The organism is Streptomyces sp. A5-4 (assembly GCF_051131715.1).
GTDB lineage: Bacteria > Actinomycetota > Actinomycetes > Streptomycetales > Streptomycetaceae > Streptomyces.
In genome coordinates this window covers 452860-469514 of record NZ_CP178591.1, presented here as the reverse complement: position 1 = coordinate 469514, position 16655 = coordinate 452860, and the positions used below count along the sequence as shown (strand labels likewise).

At 72.8% G+C, this 16655-nt stretch carries 14 protein-coding genes; 6 read left to right on the top strand and 8 right to left on the bottom strand.

Annotation, left to right across the window (positions count from 1 at the left end):
• Positions 1-339: 339 nt before the first annotated feature.
• The 4 genes from ACLLJJ_RS02260 to ACLLJJ_RS02245 are packed head-to-tail and all read left to right on the top strand — an operon-like array spanning position 340 to position 5448.
• Complete coding sequence (locus ACLLJJ_RS02260; protein WP_434587559.1) at positions 340-1743, top strand: NADP-dependent succinic semialdehyde dehydrogenase; 1404 nt, start codon at positions 340-342, stop codon at positions 1741-1743.
• Positions 1744-1801: 58 nt separating this feature from the next.
• Positions 1802-2353 (top strand): 2Fe-2S iron-sulfur cluster-binding protein, encoded by a 552-nt coding sequence (locus ACLLJJ_RS02255; RefSeq protein WP_434587558.1) that lies wholly within the window; start codon positions 1802-1804, stop codon positions 2351-2353.
• Positions 2350-3336, top strand: coding sequence for an FAD binding domain-containing protein (locus ACLLJJ_RS02250; RefSeq protein ID WP_434587557.1), 987 nt, complete (start codon positions 2350-2352; stop codon positions 3334-3336). Before ACLLJJ_RS02255 ends, ACLLJJ_RS02250 begins: the two co-directional genes overlap by 4 nt.
• Positions 3337-3345: 9 nt before the next feature.
• The gene (locus tag ACLLJJ_RS02245) at positions 3346-5448 is read left to right on the top strand and encodes a xanthine dehydrogenase family protein molybdopterin-binding subunit (protein WP_434587556.1); all 2103 of its coding nucleotides are present in this window, start codon (positions 3346-3348) and stop codon (positions 5446-5448) included.
• A 48-nt stretch (positions 5449-5496) separates the two neighbouring features.
• On the opposite strand, the gene ACLLJJ_RS02240 is transcribed toward ACLLJJ_RS02245, so the two are convergent.
• From ACLLJJ_RS02240 to ACLLJJ_RS02205, 8 genes are all read right to left on the bottom strand, one after another.
• On the bottom strand, positions 5497-6678 hold the full coding sequence (locus tag ACLLJJ_RS02240) for a cytochrome P450 family protein (RefSeq protein ID WP_434587555.1): 1182 nt from the start codon (positions 6676-6678) through the stop codon (positions 5497-5499).
• The gene (locus tag ACLLJJ_RS02235; RefSeq protein ID WP_434587554.1) at positions 6675-7898 is read right to left on the bottom strand and encodes an MAB_1171c family putative transporter; all 1224 of its coding nucleotides are present in this window, start codon (positions 7896-7898) and stop codon (positions 6675-6677) included. Before ACLLJJ_RS02235 ends, ACLLJJ_RS02240 begins: the two co-directional genes overlap by 4 nt.
• Positions 7895-8455 (bottom strand): regulator component, encoded by a 561-nt coding sequence (locus ACLLJJ_RS02230; protein ID WP_283515088.1) that lies wholly within the window; start codon positions 8453-8455, stop codon positions 7895-7897. The genes ACLLJJ_RS02235 and ACLLJJ_RS02230 overlap by 4 nt, the downstream gene beginning before the upstream one ends.
• Positions 8456-8589: 134 nt before the next feature.
• A complete protein-coding gene (locus tag ACLLJJ_RS02225; protein WP_434587553.1) occupies positions 8590-9045 on the bottom strand; it encodes a Secondary metabolite protein in 456 nt (151 codons plus the stop codon).
• Between the two features lie 383 nt (positions 9046-9428).
• Positions 9429-9803 carry a hypothetical protein gene (locus ACLLJJ_RS02220; RefSeq protein ID WP_434587552.1) on the bottom strand — a complete coding sequence of 125 codons (375 nt, stop codon included), beginning with the start codon at positions 9801-9803 and terminating at the stop codon, positions 9429-9431.
• A 196-nt stretch (positions 9804-9999) separates the two neighbouring features.
• Positions 10000-11721, bottom strand: a complete 1722-nt coding sequence (locus ACLLJJ_RS02215) for a hypothetical protein (RefSeq protein ID WP_434587551.1) — start codon at positions 11719-11721, stop codon at positions 10000-10002.
• On the bottom strand, positions 11709-13766 hold the full coding sequence (locus ACLLJJ_RS02210; protein ID WP_434587550.1) for an nSTAND1 domain-containing NTPase: 2058 nt from the start codon (positions 13764-13766) through the stop codon (positions 11709-11711). Before ACLLJJ_RS02210 ends, ACLLJJ_RS02215 begins: the two co-directional genes overlap by 13 nt.
• Before the next feature lie 116 nt (positions 13767-13882).
• On the bottom strand, positions 13883-15175 hold the full coding sequence (locus ACLLJJ_RS02205; protein ID WP_434587548.1) for an MFS transporter: 1293 nt from the start codon (positions 15173-15175) through the stop codon (positions 13883-13885).
• Between the two features lie 71 nt (positions 15176-15246).
• Here ACLLJJ_RS02205 and ACLLJJ_RS02200 point away from each other — a divergent pair, with 71 nt between their 5' ends.
• Together ACLLJJ_RS02200 and ACLLJJ_RS02195 are read left to right on the top strand one after the other, a co-directional pair.
• On the top strand, positions 15247-16320 hold the full coding sequence (locus ACLLJJ_RS02200) for a GlxA family transcriptional regulator (protein ID WP_434587547.1): 1074 nt from the start codon (positions 15247-15249) through the stop codon (positions 16318-16320).
• Between the two features lie 46 nt (positions 16321-16366).
• Positions 16367-16642: a type B 50S ribosomal protein L31 gene (locus ACLLJJ_RS02195; protein ID WP_434587546.1), complete on the top strand. Its 276-nt coding sequence runs from the start codon at positions 16367-16369 to the stop codon at positions 16640-16642.
• The last annotated feature ends 13 nt before the right edge of the window (positions 16643-16655 follow it).

Here is a 16655-nt window from a genome sequence, read left to right as displayed (position 1 = left end):
GGCGCCGGGCGGTGCGGGATCGGTCCATACCACCTCCCGCGTGAGCCGCGGATCACTGGGCACAGGCCTGTGACCCCGCCCTGCGCGTCGCCGACCAGCGGCCCGAGCGGCCGCGGCAGGAGCAGCACGCCGATCACCGTCGTGACGGCCCCGCGGAGTGGCCTACCGGCGCGCCGACCGTCAGCCCGAGCAGCCCCGCGACACCGAAGGACTCTCAGCGGCGCCCGTCGACGGGCCCTGCGGGTATCCGGGCCGATCCCGGGTACGCGACGCGTCCGCGTTGCGGGGCGGCCCGGGGCGCGGCAGGGTCGAGGAAGCGAGCTCTAGGAGGACACCCCCATGCCCATCGCCACAGTGAATCCCGCGAACGGCGAGACACTCAAGACGTTCGAAGCACTGGGGGCCGAGGAGATCGAGCGCCGCCTCGCGGTCGCCGCGGCGACGTTCCAGCAGTACCGCACCACCGACTTCGCCGAGCGGGCCGGGCTGCTCGGCCGCGCCGCCGATCTGCTGGAGCAGGAACAGCAGGACATCGCCCGCACCATGACCACCGAAATGGGCAAGCCAGTGGTGGCCGCCCGCGCCGAGGCGGCGAAGTGCGCGAAGGCGATGCGCTGGTACGCCGCGAACGCCGAGGAACTGCTCGCCGACGAGCACCCGTCGGACGACGAGGTCAAGGACGCCGGTGCCTCCCGGGCGAGCGTCCACTACCGCCCCATCGGCGTGGTCCTGGCCGTGATGCCGTGGAACTTCCCGCTCTGGCAGGTCGTACGCTTCGCCGCGCCCGCCCTCATGGCGGGCAACGTAGGTCTCCTCAAGCACGCGTCGAACGTGCCGCAGACCGCCCTCTACCTGGCGGACCTGTTCAAGCGGGCCGGCTTCCCCGAGGGCTGCTTCCAGACGCTCCTCGTCGGCTCCGACGCGATCGAAGGCATCCTGCGCGACCGCAGGGTCGCCGCCGCGACACTCACCGGCAGCGAACCGGCCGGTCGCTCGGTCGCGTCCATCGCGGGCGACGAGGTCAAGAAGACCGTCCTGGAACTGGGCGGCAGCGACCCGTACGTGGTGATGGCGTCCGCGGACGTCGAGCGGGCCGCGAAGACCGCCGTCACCGCCCGGGTGCAGAACAACGGGCAGTCGTGCATCGCGGCCAAGCGGTTCATCGTCCACACGGACGTCTACGACGCCTTCGTCGAGCGCTTCACCGCGGGCATGGCGGCCCTCACCGTGGGCGACCCCATGGAGGAGTCCACCGACGTCGGCCCACTGGCCAGCGAACAGGGCCGGGCCGACCTGGAGGAGCTCGTCGACGACGCCGTGCACCGGGGCGCGCGGGCCCTGTGCGGCGGCGGACGGCCCAAGGAGCTGGACGCCGGCTGGTACTACACCCCGACGGTCCTGGCCGGAGTCACCTCCGACATGCGCATCCACCACGAGGAGGCGTTCGGTCCCGTCGCGACCGTCTACCGGGTCGCGGACCTGGACGAAGCCGTGGCGCTGGCCAACGACACCCCGTTCGGGCTCAGCTCGAACGTCTGGACCCGCAGTGACGAGGACATCAAGCGGTTCGTACGGGACATCGAAGCGGGCGGTGTCTTCTTCAACGGCATGACGGCGTCGCACCCGGCGCTGCCCTTCGGCGGCGTCAAACGGTCCGGCTACGGGCGGGAACTCGCCGGCCACGGCATCCGCGAGTTCTGCAACATCACCACCGTGTGGCACGCCGCCGAACCGGGCGAGTGACGCCCCCTCCGCCATCGGACGGCACCCACGGCACCCCCACCGGAGAGGCGCGAGCACCGTGCAGCACACCAGCCCGCAGAGGGCGACCGAGGACGCGACCCGCTCCCCGGTCACCCTGCACGTCAACGGCACCGCACACACCGTCGACCTCGATCACCGCACGACCGTCCTCGACGCGCTCCGTGAGCACCTGGACCTCACCGGCGCCAAGAAGGGCTGCGACCACGGCCAGTGCGGGGCCTGCACGGCCATCGTCGACGGGCGGCGCCAGAACAGCTGCCTGCTGCTGGCCGTCGCGCACGACGGCGCCACGGTCACCACCGTCGAGGGCCTGGCCGACGGCGAACGGCTGCATCCGCTCCAGGAGGCGTTCCTCGCGCGCGACGCCCTGCAGTGCGGCTACTGCACCCCCGGCCAGATCTGTTCGGCGGTCGGCGCGCTGGCCGAGGCCGCCGAAGGGCACCCCTCGCACGTCACCGCGCCGGACCAGGCGCCCGACCGGCCGGTGGAGCTCACCCCGGTGGAGATCAAGGAACGTATGAGCGGCAACCTGTGCCGCTGTGGGGCCTACCCCCATATCGTCGAAGCGATCGAGGACGTGGCACGGTGAAACCGTTCGGCTACCTGCGCGCACGAAGCACCGCCGAGGCGGTCGACGCCTTCGCCGCGCACCCCGCGGCCCGCTACCTCGGCGGCGGCACCAATCTCGTCGACCTGATGAAGCTCGGCGTCGAAACGCCGGGCACACTCATCGACGTCAGCAGGCTGCCGCTCGGCGAGGTGCGGGACACCGACGACGGGGGCCTGCGCATCGGCGCGACCGTACGCAACAGCGACCTCGCCGCACACCCCGCCGTACGCACCCGCTACCCCGTCCTGTCGCAGGCCCTCCTGGCCGGCGCCTCCGGGCAGCTGCGCAACACCGCGACCACCGGCGGGAATCTCCTCCAGCGCACCCGCTGCCCCTACTTCCAGGACACGTCCAAACCCTGCAACAAACGCGAGCCGGGCACCGGCTGCCCGGCCCGCGAGGGCGCCAACCGCGACCACGCGGTCCTCGGCCACTCCGCGCACTGCGTGGCCACCCACCCGTCGGACATGGCGGTGGCCCTGGTGGCGCTCGACGCCACCGTCCGGTTGGTCGGCGCCGACGGTGAACGCGGCGTGCCACTCACCGACTTCCACCGGCTGCCCGGCGACCGGCCCGACCAGGACACCGTGATCCGCCCCGGCGAACTCATCACCGCCGTGGACCTGCCCAAGCCCCCCGCGGGCGCGCACTCCACATACCGCAAGGCCCGCGACCGGGCTTCCTACGCCTTCGCCCTGGTCTCCGTGGCCGCGCTCCTGGAGGTACGCGGCGGCACCGTGCAGCACGCCGCGCTCGCCTTCGGCGGCCTCGCCCACCGGCCCTGGCGCGCCCGCGCCGCCGAGGACGTCCTGCGTGGCGCACCCGCCACCGAGGACACCTTCGCCCGCGCCGCCGAGGCCGAGCTGGCCGCCGCCGAGCCGCTGAGCGAGAACGCGTTCAAGGTGGCGCTGGCCCGCAATCTGGCCACCGCCGTCCTGACCGAACTCGCCGCCAGCACCTGAGGACACCTCATGAACCCCGAGACATCACCCCTGGGCGCCCCCGCGGTCCGCCGCGAAGGCCGCGAGAAGGTCACCGGCGTCGCCCGTTACGCGGCCGAACAGACCCCGCCGGGCTGCGCGTACGCCTGGCCGGTGCCCGCCACCGTCGCCAGTGGCCGCATCAACGCGGTACACACCGAGGAGGCGCTCGCACTGCCCGGCGTGCTCGCCGTCCTCACCCACGACAACGCGCCCCGCGTCGAGAAGCCCGACGACGCGATCCTCGCCGTCCTGCAGAACGACCAGGTGCCGCACCGCGGTTGGTACGTCGCCCTGGCCGTCGCCGACACCATCGAAGGGGCCCGCGCCGCCGCGGCGGCCGTCCGCGTCACCTACGAGAGCGCCCCGCACGACGTACTCCTCACCGCGGACCACCCCGGCCTCTTCACCCCGGACGAGGCCACCGGAGACACCGAGGCCGACCGGCACCGCGGCGACTTCGGCGCCGCCTTCGCCTCGGCGCCCGTCCAGGTCGACGTCACGTACACCACGCCGGCGCTGCACAACCACCCGATGGAACCGCACGCCTCGACCGCGCGCTGGGACGACGGGCACCTCACCGTGCACGACTCCAGCCAGGGTTCCACGCCGGTGCGCGACGCCCTCGCCGCGCTGTTCGCCCTCGACCCGAACCAGGTCACCGTCATCTCCGAGCACGTTGGTGGCGGTTTCGGCTCCAAGGGCACGCCCCGCCCGCAGGTCGTCCTGGCCGCCATGGCGTCCCGGCACACCGGCCGGCCCGTCAAACTCTCCCTGCCACGCAAGCACCTCGCCTCGGTCGTCGGCCACCGCGCGCCCACCATCCAGCGGGTCCGGCTCGGCGCGGACGCGGGCGGCGCCCTCACCGCCGTCGGCCACGACGCGATCACCCAGACGTCCAAGGTCAAGGAGTTCGTCGAGACGGCGGCCCTCGTCTCCCGCGTCATGTACGCGACCCCGAACAGCAGCACTACCCACCGCCTCACCGCCCTGGACGTGCCCAGCCCCTCCTGGATGCGGGGCCCCGGCGAGGCGTCCGGGATGTACGCCCTGGAGTCGGCCATCGACGAACTGGCCGTCGCCACCGGCCTGGACCCCATCGCACTCCGGCTGCGCAACGAGCCGTCGACCGAGCCCGACACCGGCCTGCCCTTCAGCAGCAGGCACCTGACCGAATGCCTGGCGGACGGCGCGCGGCGCTTCGGCTGGCACGAGCGGGACCCGCGTCCGGGCATCCGCCGCGAGGGCGCGCTGCTGCTCGGCACCGGGGTCGCCGCGGCCACCTACCCGGCGCTCGCCTCGCCCTCCAGTGCCTCGGCGCACGCCGCCGCCGACGGCACGTATCGCATCCAGGTCAACGCGACGGACATCGGCACGGGCGCCCGTACGGTGCTGGCGCAGATCGCCGCCGATGTGCTGGGCGCGCGACTGGACGCCGTACACGTCGACATCGGCAACAGCGACCTGCCGAAGGCGCCGCTGGCGGGCGGCTCATCGGGCACCGCGTCCTGGGGCTGGGCCGTGCACAAGGCGTGCACCGCCCTCACCGGCCGCCTGGGCGAGCACCGGGGCGCCCTGCCGTCCGAGGGCGTCACCGTGTCCGTCGGCACCGAGCAGGAGACGCAGGCGGAATCCCCCTTCGCCCGACACGCGTTCGGCGCGCACTTCGCCGAGGTCCAGGTCGACACGGTCACCGGCGAGGTCCGGGTACGCCGACTGCTCGGTGTGTACGCGGCGGGCCGCATCCTCAACTCCCGCACCGCGCGCTCCCAGTTCATCGGGAGCATGGTCATGGGCCTGGGAATGGCGCTCACCGAGGGCAGCACCATGGACGAGACGTTCGGGGACTACACCGAGAGCGACCTCGCCGCGTACCACGTGCCGGCGCACGCCGACGTCCCGAGGATCGAGGCGTACTGGGTCGACGAGGAGGACGTCCACATCAACCCGATGGGCAGCAAGGGCATCGGTGAGATCGGCATCGTCGGCACGCCGGCGGCGATCGGCAACGCCGTCCACCACGCCACCGGCGTCAGGTTCCGCGACCTTCCCCTCACCCCGGACAGGATCCTGTCCGGGCTCGCTCCCCGCTGACCCGCGCCGCCCGCGACCGGGCGCCGCGGGCCGGACCGGCGGCCGTCGTCACACCAGCAGGGGCAGGGACTCCAGCCCCCGCATCAACCGTGTGTGACGCCAACGGAGTTCCTCGGCGGGGACCGCCGGGCGGACCTTCGGGAAGCGCGTGATGAGCGCCCGGAGCGCGATCTCTGCCTCGGCCCGCGCCAGGGGCGCGCCCACGCAGCGGTGGATGCCGTGGCCGAAGGCGAGGTGAGCCCTGCTGTCCCGGTCCAGGTCGAGCCGGTCGGGCTCGGTGAAGCGGGCGGGATCACGATTGGCGGCGCCGGGTGCGATGAGCACCGGGACGCCCGCGGGGATCTCGGTGCCGCCGAGCGTCAGCGCCTCGGTGCTGTAGCGGAATGTGGCGATGCCCACGGGTGAGTCGAAGCGCAGCAACTCGTCGATGGCGCCGTCGAGCAACTGCGGCTCGTCGCGCAACTGCCCCAGCGAGTCCGGGTGTTGTACGAGGGCCAGCGCCGCGTTGCCGATGAAGTTGGTGGTGGTCTCGTGACCGGCCACCAGGAGGAGCACGGCGAGCGAGACGAGCTCCGCCTCGGACAGCCGGTCGTCGCCGTCCCGTACGGCGATGAGGTCGTCGATCAGCCCGTCCCCGGGCGTGCCGCGCTTGGCCGCGATCAGGTCGGTCATATAGCCGGCGATGGCGTGCGATGCGGCGTCGGCCCGCTGCGGTTCCCCGGCGGCGAAGAGTTCACCCGACCACGCGCGGACGCTCCCCCGGTCCGCCTCCGGGACCCCGAGCAGCTGGCAGATGACGGTGACCGGCAGCGGCACCGCGAGGCTCGCCACGAGATCGACGGGTCCCCCGTTCCGCGGCCAGTCGTCGAGGATCGTGTCGACCAGGCCGGTGATGTACGGGCGGAGCCGCGCGGCGGCCCCCGTGGTGAACGCCTTCGTCACCAGGCCCCGCAGCCGTGCGTGCTCCGGCGGATCGGTCGCCAGCATGCTCTGGGAGACGGCCGGATGGATGTCGCGCCGCGACGGCTGACCGGCGAAGAACCGTGCGGTGTTCTTCGACAGCCGCGGGTCGGCGAAGGCCTCGCGGGCCTCCGCGTGGCCGGTGACCAGATAGCTGTAGCGCCCCCCGGAGCCGGTGGGGACCTTTCGCACCGGGGCCGCGCCGCGCAGCTGCGCGTAGGTCGGGTAGGGGTCGGTGAAGAACCGCGGATCCTGCAACGGGTCGCTCATGCCTGCGATCCCGCTTCCGCGGAGGCCGGCGCGCCGTCGGCGTCCCGCACGATGTCGCTCTGCGCGTACGCGTGGGCCACGAGCAGCAGCCACTCGGTCTCGGCCCGCAGGTTGCCCTCCCGGGACTCGGTGCCGGGCGCCTGCGGGGCGGCCTCCCCGGGCAGGCCCGCGCCCGCCGCCTTCGCGCGCACGGCGGCCGAAAGGACGGCGGCCTCCACGATCGCGTCACCCTGTGCGGTGTCCGCGAGACCGCGTGAGGCGACGGCCCGCGCGGCGCTCTCCTGGACCGTCACCGAGCGGTGGGGGCGCAGCGCGAGCCCACCGTCGTTGATCTCTATGACCCGGCGGTGCAGGAAGAAGTCCGAGTCGTCCGCGTGGTCCTCCTCGTGGGCGTCGGCGGGGTCGAGGACGACCTCGGGGGTCGCGCCGGTGATGTCCTTCCAGAGCGGTCCGAGCGCCGCGAAGGACCGCGACTCCCACCGCCGCCGCAGGAACTGGCTGATCGGCCAGGCCACCGCAGGAAGCGTGAGGCCGAGGGTGATGAGCAGCACGGCCAGGGCCGGCGAGGTGACACTGAACAGGCAGCGCACGGGGACGAGCGGCGACGAGCACCGGGAATGGTCCGCGATGAGGTCGAGCCCGAGTCCCAGCGAGATCATGACGAACACCTTGTACGCCGAGTACAGCAGCGCGAAGAGGCAGCCGACGGCCGTCATGCGCAGCCCGACGCGCTGGCTGGTGCGCCGGGAGCGCTTGGACTGTTTCCAGGTCTGCACGAGGAAGTCCTTCGCGGTGACACCCAGATACGAGATGTAGATCAGGACGTAGAGCGCGTAGATCCTCGGCGAGCGGTCGTTCATCTCCTCGGCGGCGAACAGGACGGTCATGCCGGTGACGGCGATGCCGAGGAAGAGCACGCGCAGCCGGATGCTCCGGCGGGCGGCTTCGGGCTCCAGATTGAGCTGGAGCATGAAGGCCAGTACCGAGGTCGCCGCGGCCAGCGTGAAGGAGTTGCTGAGCAGCCGGCCGACGTGCGGGACCAGGCTCTCCGCCGCGTTCTCCACGACCGGTGTGTACGACGCGAAGGCGAGGGCGAAGGAGACGAGCAGCGCGGCCATGGCCCACGTGCCGGTCGGCCGGTGGCCGCCCCGTCCGCGAACCCAGTAGACGGCTGCGAGGAGCAGCACGAGGGCCACTCCGGAGAAGAGCAGGCTGATCATGGGCGGCGGCGGCCCTTCCTGGGTGGTTTGGCGAACAGGGCTTCCCAGCTCTCGGCGCCCTTGGCGGGCCGGCTGGGCGGGAGTTCACGCCCGCGGTAGATGCGCTGGCGGATGACGGTGGCCATCATCTCGGCCTCACGCTCGTCGTCGGTGGAGTAGCTGGTCCGTCCCGACATGCGCTGGACGAGAGTGGGGTTGAAACCGATCGCGTGGAACGCCTCGGCGTCCAGCTCCAGGCTGCCCGGATGGTCACAGAGGATGTGGCTCACCTCGTGCGCCAGGATGTGATTCTGGTGCAGCGACGACGTCGCCTCCTCGTAGAACAGGAGGTCGGCCTCCGGCGTCTCCAGTCGGATTCCGCACGGTGCGTCGATCGCGCCGAGGGTGCTCAGCGGCCTGAGGATGATCGGGCGGCCACGCAACTCCGCCACGGCGTCGCACAGATGCCGGGTGTTGAAGCGGTGGGGCAGCCGAAGGGCTCCCACGCGCTCCTCGCACTCCGTGCGGAGCCGCTCAAGGTCCATGATCGTCCTGACGTCGCTCGGGTCTGGACCCATGTGGGCGCAACCCGGCTGCGGCCGGGGGATGATCCGGAAGAGCTTGCTCCAAATCGCTCGAAAGCTTAGGCGATTGCTCCGACCGATTCAAAAAAATCTGCCCTTCCCGGCGAAACGCCGGGCAAGGAAGACTGCTAGTCGTCGAGTTTGAGGTTGTTCGTCGGTGTATCTCCCGACAGGCCCTCCAGCCGACGTGCCTGCTCGATCACCGCGGACAGCATCTGAAGGCTCTCCGTACTCAGGCCGTTGGCCCGCAGCGCCACCGTCCGGACCCCCTGGTCCCGCATGGCGGCCAGGACGGCGATCTCCGCTCGCGCGCGCTCGGCGGTCTCCTCGTCGAAGAAGTAGCCCGCGGGCACACCGAAGAAGCCGGCGAGCGCCTTGATGGTGTGCCGCGTCGGGTTCTTCTTGGCGCCGGTGCGCAGTTGCTGGATCGCGCTCGCGGTGAGCCCCTTGCCCTCGCCCCCCGAGGCCTCCTGGATCCCCTCGGCGACCTCGGTGTACGTGTACGGCCCGCGGGCCGGCGGATGAACCTCCCTGAACAGGTGGTCCAGCAGCTGCGCGAAGGTGTGCCCCGCTTCGTCTGTCACGTCCAGTACGTCCTTCTCGCCATGATCGCCGCGCTGTCCACTCTGGTGTGCGATGGGCCCGGTATGTGCTGGCCCTACCCAACTGTAGTTGACGCAGGCCCGCAACTGGGGTGTACGTTTCTGTCAGTGCCGGTCACACCAGAGTGTTGCTCTGCTGATCAGGTGCCACATGCCGCCCTGGCCACACAGCCGAGGCCACTGGCGTGGCGGCCGGGTTCCACGGGGGTGGGCCCGGCCGCCACAATGGAAGTCCGCCCCGTATTCGAACTCGTCCCGTTGCCCGCCGGGGTTTCACGCCCACGGCCCGGCGCATGGCTGCGGGCCGCCCCGTGCCGGGAGCGGCCCACAGTCTCACTGCACCTGTCTCACCCCACCGGAGTGCCTCAGCACTCGCGCAGGCCCGGCGCCGGGTCCACCGCGGTCCTGAGGTCGACGGCGGGCATGTTGCCCCACTGGCCGTTGTCCAACTTGGTCCAGTACCAGACGTTGTTGCCGCCCCCGTGGCTGTCGCCGCGGCCCCAGCAGGCGAACCAGCTGAACGTCGAGTTCATCCGGCCGCGCACGTCCGAGCCGTACGACCGGTGCGCGTACCCCTTGGCGCCCCCTCGGTTGCCGCAGTAGAGCTTGCCGTCCGAGCGGACCCCGCACTCGGCAGCGGGCCCGGCGGGCGCGGCGGTGGCGGGCGCGGTGACGGTGACCAGGCCGGCCGTCAGGGCGAAGGCGGCGAGAGCGGTGGCGAACTTCTTGCGTGCGTTCATCAGGTCTCCTTGAGCGAGGTGCGGGTGGCGCGGCAGAAGCACCGGACGGGCCAGGCTGCTGCCGCGGACAGCCGAACGCTTCCAAAACGCCCGGTTCGGCCCGCCACTCGAAGCCTGGTCCGCGCGGCACGGGCTGTCGAGGACCCCGCTGTCTCCCGAGGCGACAGGAAACGGGAAACACCCCGGGAAACGCCCCTCAGCGGGCGGCGCATCCCGGCCTGTGGGGCCGGTCCGGGATCAGCCGCGCCCAGAACTCGCGGTCCACCGCACCGATCAAGTCGCAGATGTGCGTACCGCGTCGCCGCACGTCGACGCTCCACAGGCGCACCGTGCCGTCATTGCTGCTGCTCACCCATGCGCGTGTACGCGGATCGAAGGCCACGCCCCAGACCGCGCCGGTGTGCCCCGACAGAGTGGCGGTGAGCCGGCGGCGCGCGGTGTCCCAGAGCCGCACCGTGCCGTCGCTGCCACTGCTCGCCAATGTCCGCCCGCCCGGATCGAAGGCGACCGCGCGCACCGCGCCGCTGTGCCCGGTGAGCGTCGCGACGGGCCGGCGTCCCGCGGTGCTCCAGAGGCGGACGGCGCCGTCGTTGCCGCTGCTCGCGAGCACTCGGCCGTCGGGACGGTACGCCAGACCGCGCACGGACCCCGTGTGGCCCCGCAGGACGGACCGCACCCGGCGGTCCCGCACGTCCCACAGCCGCACGGACAGATCGTCACCGCCGGAGGCCAGCGTCCGGCCGTCGGGGCTGAACGCGACGGTGTTCGCGAAGTCCTGATGTCCCGTGAGGGTGCTGAGGAGGGTGTGGCGGCGGGGATCCCAGATCTTGACGGTGCGGTCGGCGCTCGCGGAGGCGAGGAGCCGTCCGTCGGGGGAGAAGGCCACGCCGAAGACCGAACCGCTGTGACCGGTGAGAGTGGCCAGGAGGGTACGGCGGCGGGCGTCCCACACCTTGACGGTGCGGTCGGCGCTCGCGGAGGCGAGGAGCCGTCCGTCGGGGGAGAAGGCCACGCCGAAGACCGAACTGCCGTGGCCGGTAAGGGTGGTGAGCAGCGTACGGCGACGTACGTCCCACACCTTGACCGTACGGTCCACACTCGCCGAGGCCAGCAGCCGCCCGTCCGGCGAGAGGGCCGACTGCCAGGCCTCGGCGAACGGGTGCGCCGTCAGGGTCGCTCTGCCCAGGTCCCACAGGACCACGGACCGGTCGAAGCTCGCCGTGGCCACCACACTCCCGCTGACCGCGGCCCCGAGCACATAGTCGGTGTGCCCCGCCAGCGTGGCCGTCACCCGGTGGCTCGCGGTGTCCCACACCTTCGCCGTGCCGTCGCCGCTGGTGCTGACGACGGTGGCCCCGCCCTCGCCGTACGCCACCGCGTTGACGTCGTCGCTGTGCCCGGTGAGTGTGGCCCTGACCCGGTGGCGCACCAGATCCCACACCCGCACCGTACGGTCGGCGCTCCCCGAGGCCACGCTCCGGCCGTCGGGGCTGAACGCCACCCCCAGCACACCGTCGCCGTGCCCCCTGAGCGTCGCCCGCAGTTCGCGGCGCGCCACACCCCAGATCCGCACGGTACGGTCGGCGCCGCCCGAGGCGACACTCCGGCCGTCGCGGGCGAACGACACGCCCATCACGCTGTCGCCGTGTCCTCTCAGCGTCGCCCGCAGCCGACGGCCCGGCACGTCCCAGATCCGCACCGTGCGGTCCGCGCCGCCCGACACCAGGCTCCGCCCGCCGGGACCGAAGGACACCGACCGCACCACGCCGACGTGGCCGACCAGCGTTCCGGCGGGCTGACGGTCCGCCACCCGCCACAGCCGCACCGTCCCGTCGTAGCCCGCCGACGCCAGCAGCCGCCCGTCCGGGCTGAACGCCACGGCGACCACCGCATCGCTGTGCCCCGTCAGGGTGTCCACCGGACGACGGTGCCCGGCCCCGCCCCACAGACGCACCGTGCCGTCCGAACTCGCCGAGGCCAAAAGCCCCCGCCGGGACTGAACGCCACCGCGTTGACCGGCCCCGTGTGTGCGCCGAGCCGGCCCGCGAAGTACTGGGCCTGCGTGCTCAGGAGCGCGCCGCGCGCCTCGGTGGTCGGCGCGGTGCGGTAGGCCTCGGCGGCCAGCAGTATGGATGCCTCCGGCTGCCCCGACGCCAGCGCGCCGGACCGTACCGCCATCGCCTGGGACATCGCGGTGCGGCGCTCGTCGAATGCCCGGGACCGCTGCTGGAACGCCAGGGCGCTCGTGGCGACCGCGAGGACCAGCAGCGCCGCCAGCGTGACCAGCAGCCGTCGGCGGGTGCGGACCTGCCGGCGCTCGGCCCGCCGCCGGCCGGCCTCCTCCGCCCGGCCCTCGTCGAGGAACCGGGCCTCGGCCGGCCCCAGTGCCGCCCTGCCGTCGCTCTGCTGGGCCCATTCCCCGGCCGCGGCCAGCCGCGTTCCCCGGTAGAGGAGCCCTGGGTCGCACCGCTCGCGCAGCCACTCGGCGGCGGCCTCGGCGAGTTGCTGGTGGATCAGCAGCCCGGCCCTGCCGGTCTCGGTCCAGCCGCGCAGCCGGGGCCAGGCACGCAGCAGCGCCTCATGGGTGATCTGCACCGCGTCGCGGTCGACGGTCACGAGCCGCGCCCGTACGAACGCGTCGAGCGCCGCCTCCACCCCGCGCCGATCGGGCAGTTGGTCGAGAAGCAGCTCGCGGCTGGCCCTGCGCCGGGTCGCCGTGCCGCTCTCGCCGTCACCGATCTGGACCAGTCTGATGAGAACCCGCCTGGCCATCTCCCGCTCGGGCGGGTGGAGGCGGGTGAACACGTCCTCGGCAGTCCTCGCGACGGCCCCGTGGATGCCGCCCGTCCGCTCGTACCCCGCCACGGTCAGCGTGCGGCCGGAGCGCTGCTGCCAGGTGACCAGCATCGCGTGCGCGAGCAGCGGCAGGGCTCCTGGCGAGGCGGGAGCGAGGTCGTCCGGACGGCAGTGGCCCGCGCCGCCGACCCCCACGTCCCGCAGTAGCAGCCCGATCAGCCCGGCCTCCAGGACGAGCCCGGCGCGTTCGGCGGGCAGCGTGATGGATTCGCGCAGTTCGGCGCCGGTCATCGGGCCCAGCGCGAACAGGCCGTGCGAGAAGACGGCAGCCAGCTCGGGGTGGTCCAGGCACCGGCCGCTGAAGTCGGCCCGTACGCCCAGGACCACCGCGGCGGGCGCGTCCGCCTGCCCGTCCGCGGTGGCCAGCGCGCCGAGCACCGCGACGAAGGCGCGTCGCTCCTCCTCGTCGGCGCACAGCGTGAAGGTCTCCTCGAACTGGTCGACCAGCAGCACCAATCGGGCCTCCGCCAGGAGGGGCCGTACGGTGTCGGCGAGCAGCCGGGGCTGCCCGCACAGCGCCTCCGCGCTCACACCGAGCCCGCGCCCCAGGGCGTCGGACACACACCGCAGCAGTTCCTTGAGCGGATGCGCGGTGGGCGTGCACACCACCATCGGCCAGTTGCCCGAGCCGGCGCCCGGCAGCGCCCCGCGCCGCAACGCGGGCACCAGGCCGGCGCGCAGCAGCGAGGACTTGCCCGCCCCGGACGAGGCGACCACCGCGAGCGGCCCGTGCCCCACCCGCTCCGCGAGCCGCGCCACCAGCTCGGCGGTGGCGCGATCCCGGCCGAAGAACCACTGCGCGTCGGCCGGGCCGAAGGCCGCGAGACCCCGGTAGGGGCACACCGAATCCACCGGATCCGACGGCGCTGCCTGACGCGCCGCCGGTACGTCGGGCACCAGCCGCAGCAGGGCCCCGCCCGCGTCGAGGACCTCGTCGCAGCGCCTGGCCACGTCGGGCGTCGGCGGCTTGCCACCGTTCTCGATCTTGCTGAGGTAGCCCTTGCTGTAGTGGATCGAACGGGCCAGCGCGGTCAGTGAGATGCCGCGCTCACCGCGCAGCCGCCGCAGTTCTTCCCCGAAGGAACATGTGCCCCGTACCCCGTCCATGCGGGGCACCGTACAGGTCGGTAACGGTCAATTTCCTTATGTACCAACCCGTTTGCCTGAATTCCAGTGAGTGTGGCGTATGCGTACCGGTCTCGCGGTAAGGAGGGCGCCCCGAGTCAGGCGGGTGACGGCCGGACGACCGTCAGGGCGAGCAGCGCCCCGGCCCCGCACAGCGCGCCGACACCGATCCACAGCGGGTCGTACGAGCCGAACGCGTCCCGCGCCGCACCGCCCGCGAAGGCCGCGATGCCCGCGCCCAGTTGGTGCGCCGCGCCCACCCAGCCGAAGACGATCGCACTGTCACCGCCGTACAGCTCCCGGCAGAGTGCGAGTGTCGGCGGCACGGTCGCGACGTCGAGCAGCCCGAAGAGCACCACGAAGGTGACCATCGGCGGCCCGGCCGTCGCGGTCATCAGCAGGGGCAGCGTGAGCAGGGTGAGGCCGCGCAGCGCGAAGTACGCGGCGAGCAGGCGCCGCGGATCGTAGCGGTCGGTCAGCCGGCCCGAGGCCACGGCTCCCAGCACGTTGAAGACGCCGATCATCGCGAGGAGCGAGGAGGCGACGGTGACGGGCATGCCGTGGTCGTGGGCGGCGGGCGTGAAATGGGTCCACATCACGCCGTTGGTCGACGCGCCGCAGATCGCGAAGGTCGCGGCCAGCAGCCAGAAGGGCCCGGTGCGCGCGGACCGTACGAGCACCCGCAGGGTGCGCCGGGCGGCCCCCTGCGTGGGGGCCGGGCGCGCGGTGAACCGGCTCGCGCCGTAGGCCCGTACGCCCACGTCCGCCGGATGGTCGCGCAGCAGCAGGATGACCAGCGGGAGCACGACCACCGCCGCCACCACGAGCGCCAGGGCGGCGGCGCGCCACGCGAAGCGCTCGACGACCCAGGACAGCAGCGGCAGGAACGCGAACTGCCCGAAGACACCGGCGGCGGTGAGAATGCCGGTGACCAGACCGCGCCGCCGTACGAACCAGCGCTGGGTGACGGTCGCGGCGAAGGCCATCGCCATCGAGCCGCAGCCGGCCCCGACGAGAACGCCCCAGGCGAGCACGGACTGCCAGGGCGCCGTCATGACGGTGGTCCACAGCGCGCCGACGGCGACCACGGCCAGCGCGGTCCCGACGACCCGGCGCATCCCGAAGCGGTCCATCAGGGCGGCGGCGAAGGGGGCGGTGAGTCCGTACAGCACCATGTTCACGGACGGGGCGAGACCGATCGTGGAGCGGGACCAGCCGAACTCCCGGTTCAGCGGGCCCACGAGCAGGCCCGCCAGGGTGGTGAAGGCCCCCGCGGTGATCACCGCGAGTGCCGCGACCCCTGCCACCAGCCAGGCCCGGTGCAGCCGGGCGCGTGCGGGCGTGCCCCGCGCGGGGGAGTGCTTCTGGCGACTTCGGAGACTCTGTGTCATGCACTCGACCCTGGTCCGGAACCCGGGGCCGAACCAGTGGCCGGATAGTCATGGTGTGAAAGAATCTCGCCATGACCGCATTCCGGAGCCCAGGAAGCCCAGCCGAGCGCGGCAACCAGCCGGAGCCCGGAGAGCCGGGAAGGCCGACGGGCCCGCACCGGGTCGCCGTTCTCGTACGCGCGGGTCTGCTCACCATGGAACTCGGCATCGTGCACCGCCTGTTCCGGCAGGCCGTGTCACCTGCGGGGGAGCCCCTGTACGAGGTGCTGACCTGCACCGTGACACCCGGCGAGATCCGCACGGACGCCGATGTCAGCATCAATGTCGTGCACGGCACGGAAATCCTGGCCGAGGCCGACACCGTGATCGTCCCGGCCTCCGACGAGGACTACACGCCCGGCGCCGCCCCGCACCTGCCGGCCGAACTCGCCGACGCGCTCACCCGCATCCGCCCCGGCGTCCGCACCGCGTCCATCTGCACCGGCGCGTTCGTACTCGCGGCTGCGGGGCTGCTCGACGGCAGGCGGGCCACCACGCACTGGCGTTCGGCCGGCGATCTGCAACGGCTCCACCCGGCGGTGCGCGTGGACCCCGACGTGCTCTACACCGACGACGGTGACGTACTCACCGCCGCCGGTGTCGCCTCCGGCATCGATCTGTGCCTGCACATGATCCGCCGCGACCACGGCGCGCGGGTGGCCAACGAGGTGGCCCGCGGCACGGTCGTCCCGCCGCACCGCGACGGCGGCCAGGCCCAGTACGTCCGGCGCCCCGTCCCCACGCCCCGCCACTCCTCCACCGGGCCCGCCCGCGACTGGGCCCTGGATCACCTGGAGCACCCCGTCACCCTGGCGGAACTCGCGGCGCGCGCCTCGATGAGCACCCGCACCTTCTCCCGCCGCTTCTGCGACGAGGTCGGGCTGACCCCGGTCCAGTGGCTGACCGCACGGCGGGTCGACCGGGCCCGCGAGTTGCTGGAGGAGTCGGACCTGCCCGTCGACCGGGTGGCGGCGGCGGTCGGCTTCTCCACCGCGGTGTCACTGCGCCAGCATCTGCACACCGCGCTGGGGGTCTCACCGAGCGCGTACCGCTCGACCTTCAGGGGCGCCACGGCGACGGATGCCGAGCCGGGCGGTCCGGCTTAGCCTGGGAAGGCCCGTTCGAGAGAGCAGAGCAGCAGAAGGAGCAGCCGTGAAGCCGGACGCCAGCATCTCCTACCAGCAGGTGGTCTTCCGGGACCGGACCGCGGGGTTCGCGTTCCTCACCCGTTCGACGGCCACCAGCGAGCACACCATCGAATGGGACGACGGCAATACGTACCCCGTCGTCGACGTCGAGATCTCCTCGGAGAGCCACCCCTTCTACACGGGGAAGGCCAGGACGCTGGACGCGGAGGGCAGGGTCGCGCAGTTCGAGCGCCGCTACGGGCAGGACGGGCAGGGCGGCGAGCCCCCGGTGGCCGGATAGCCCGACCGCCGGC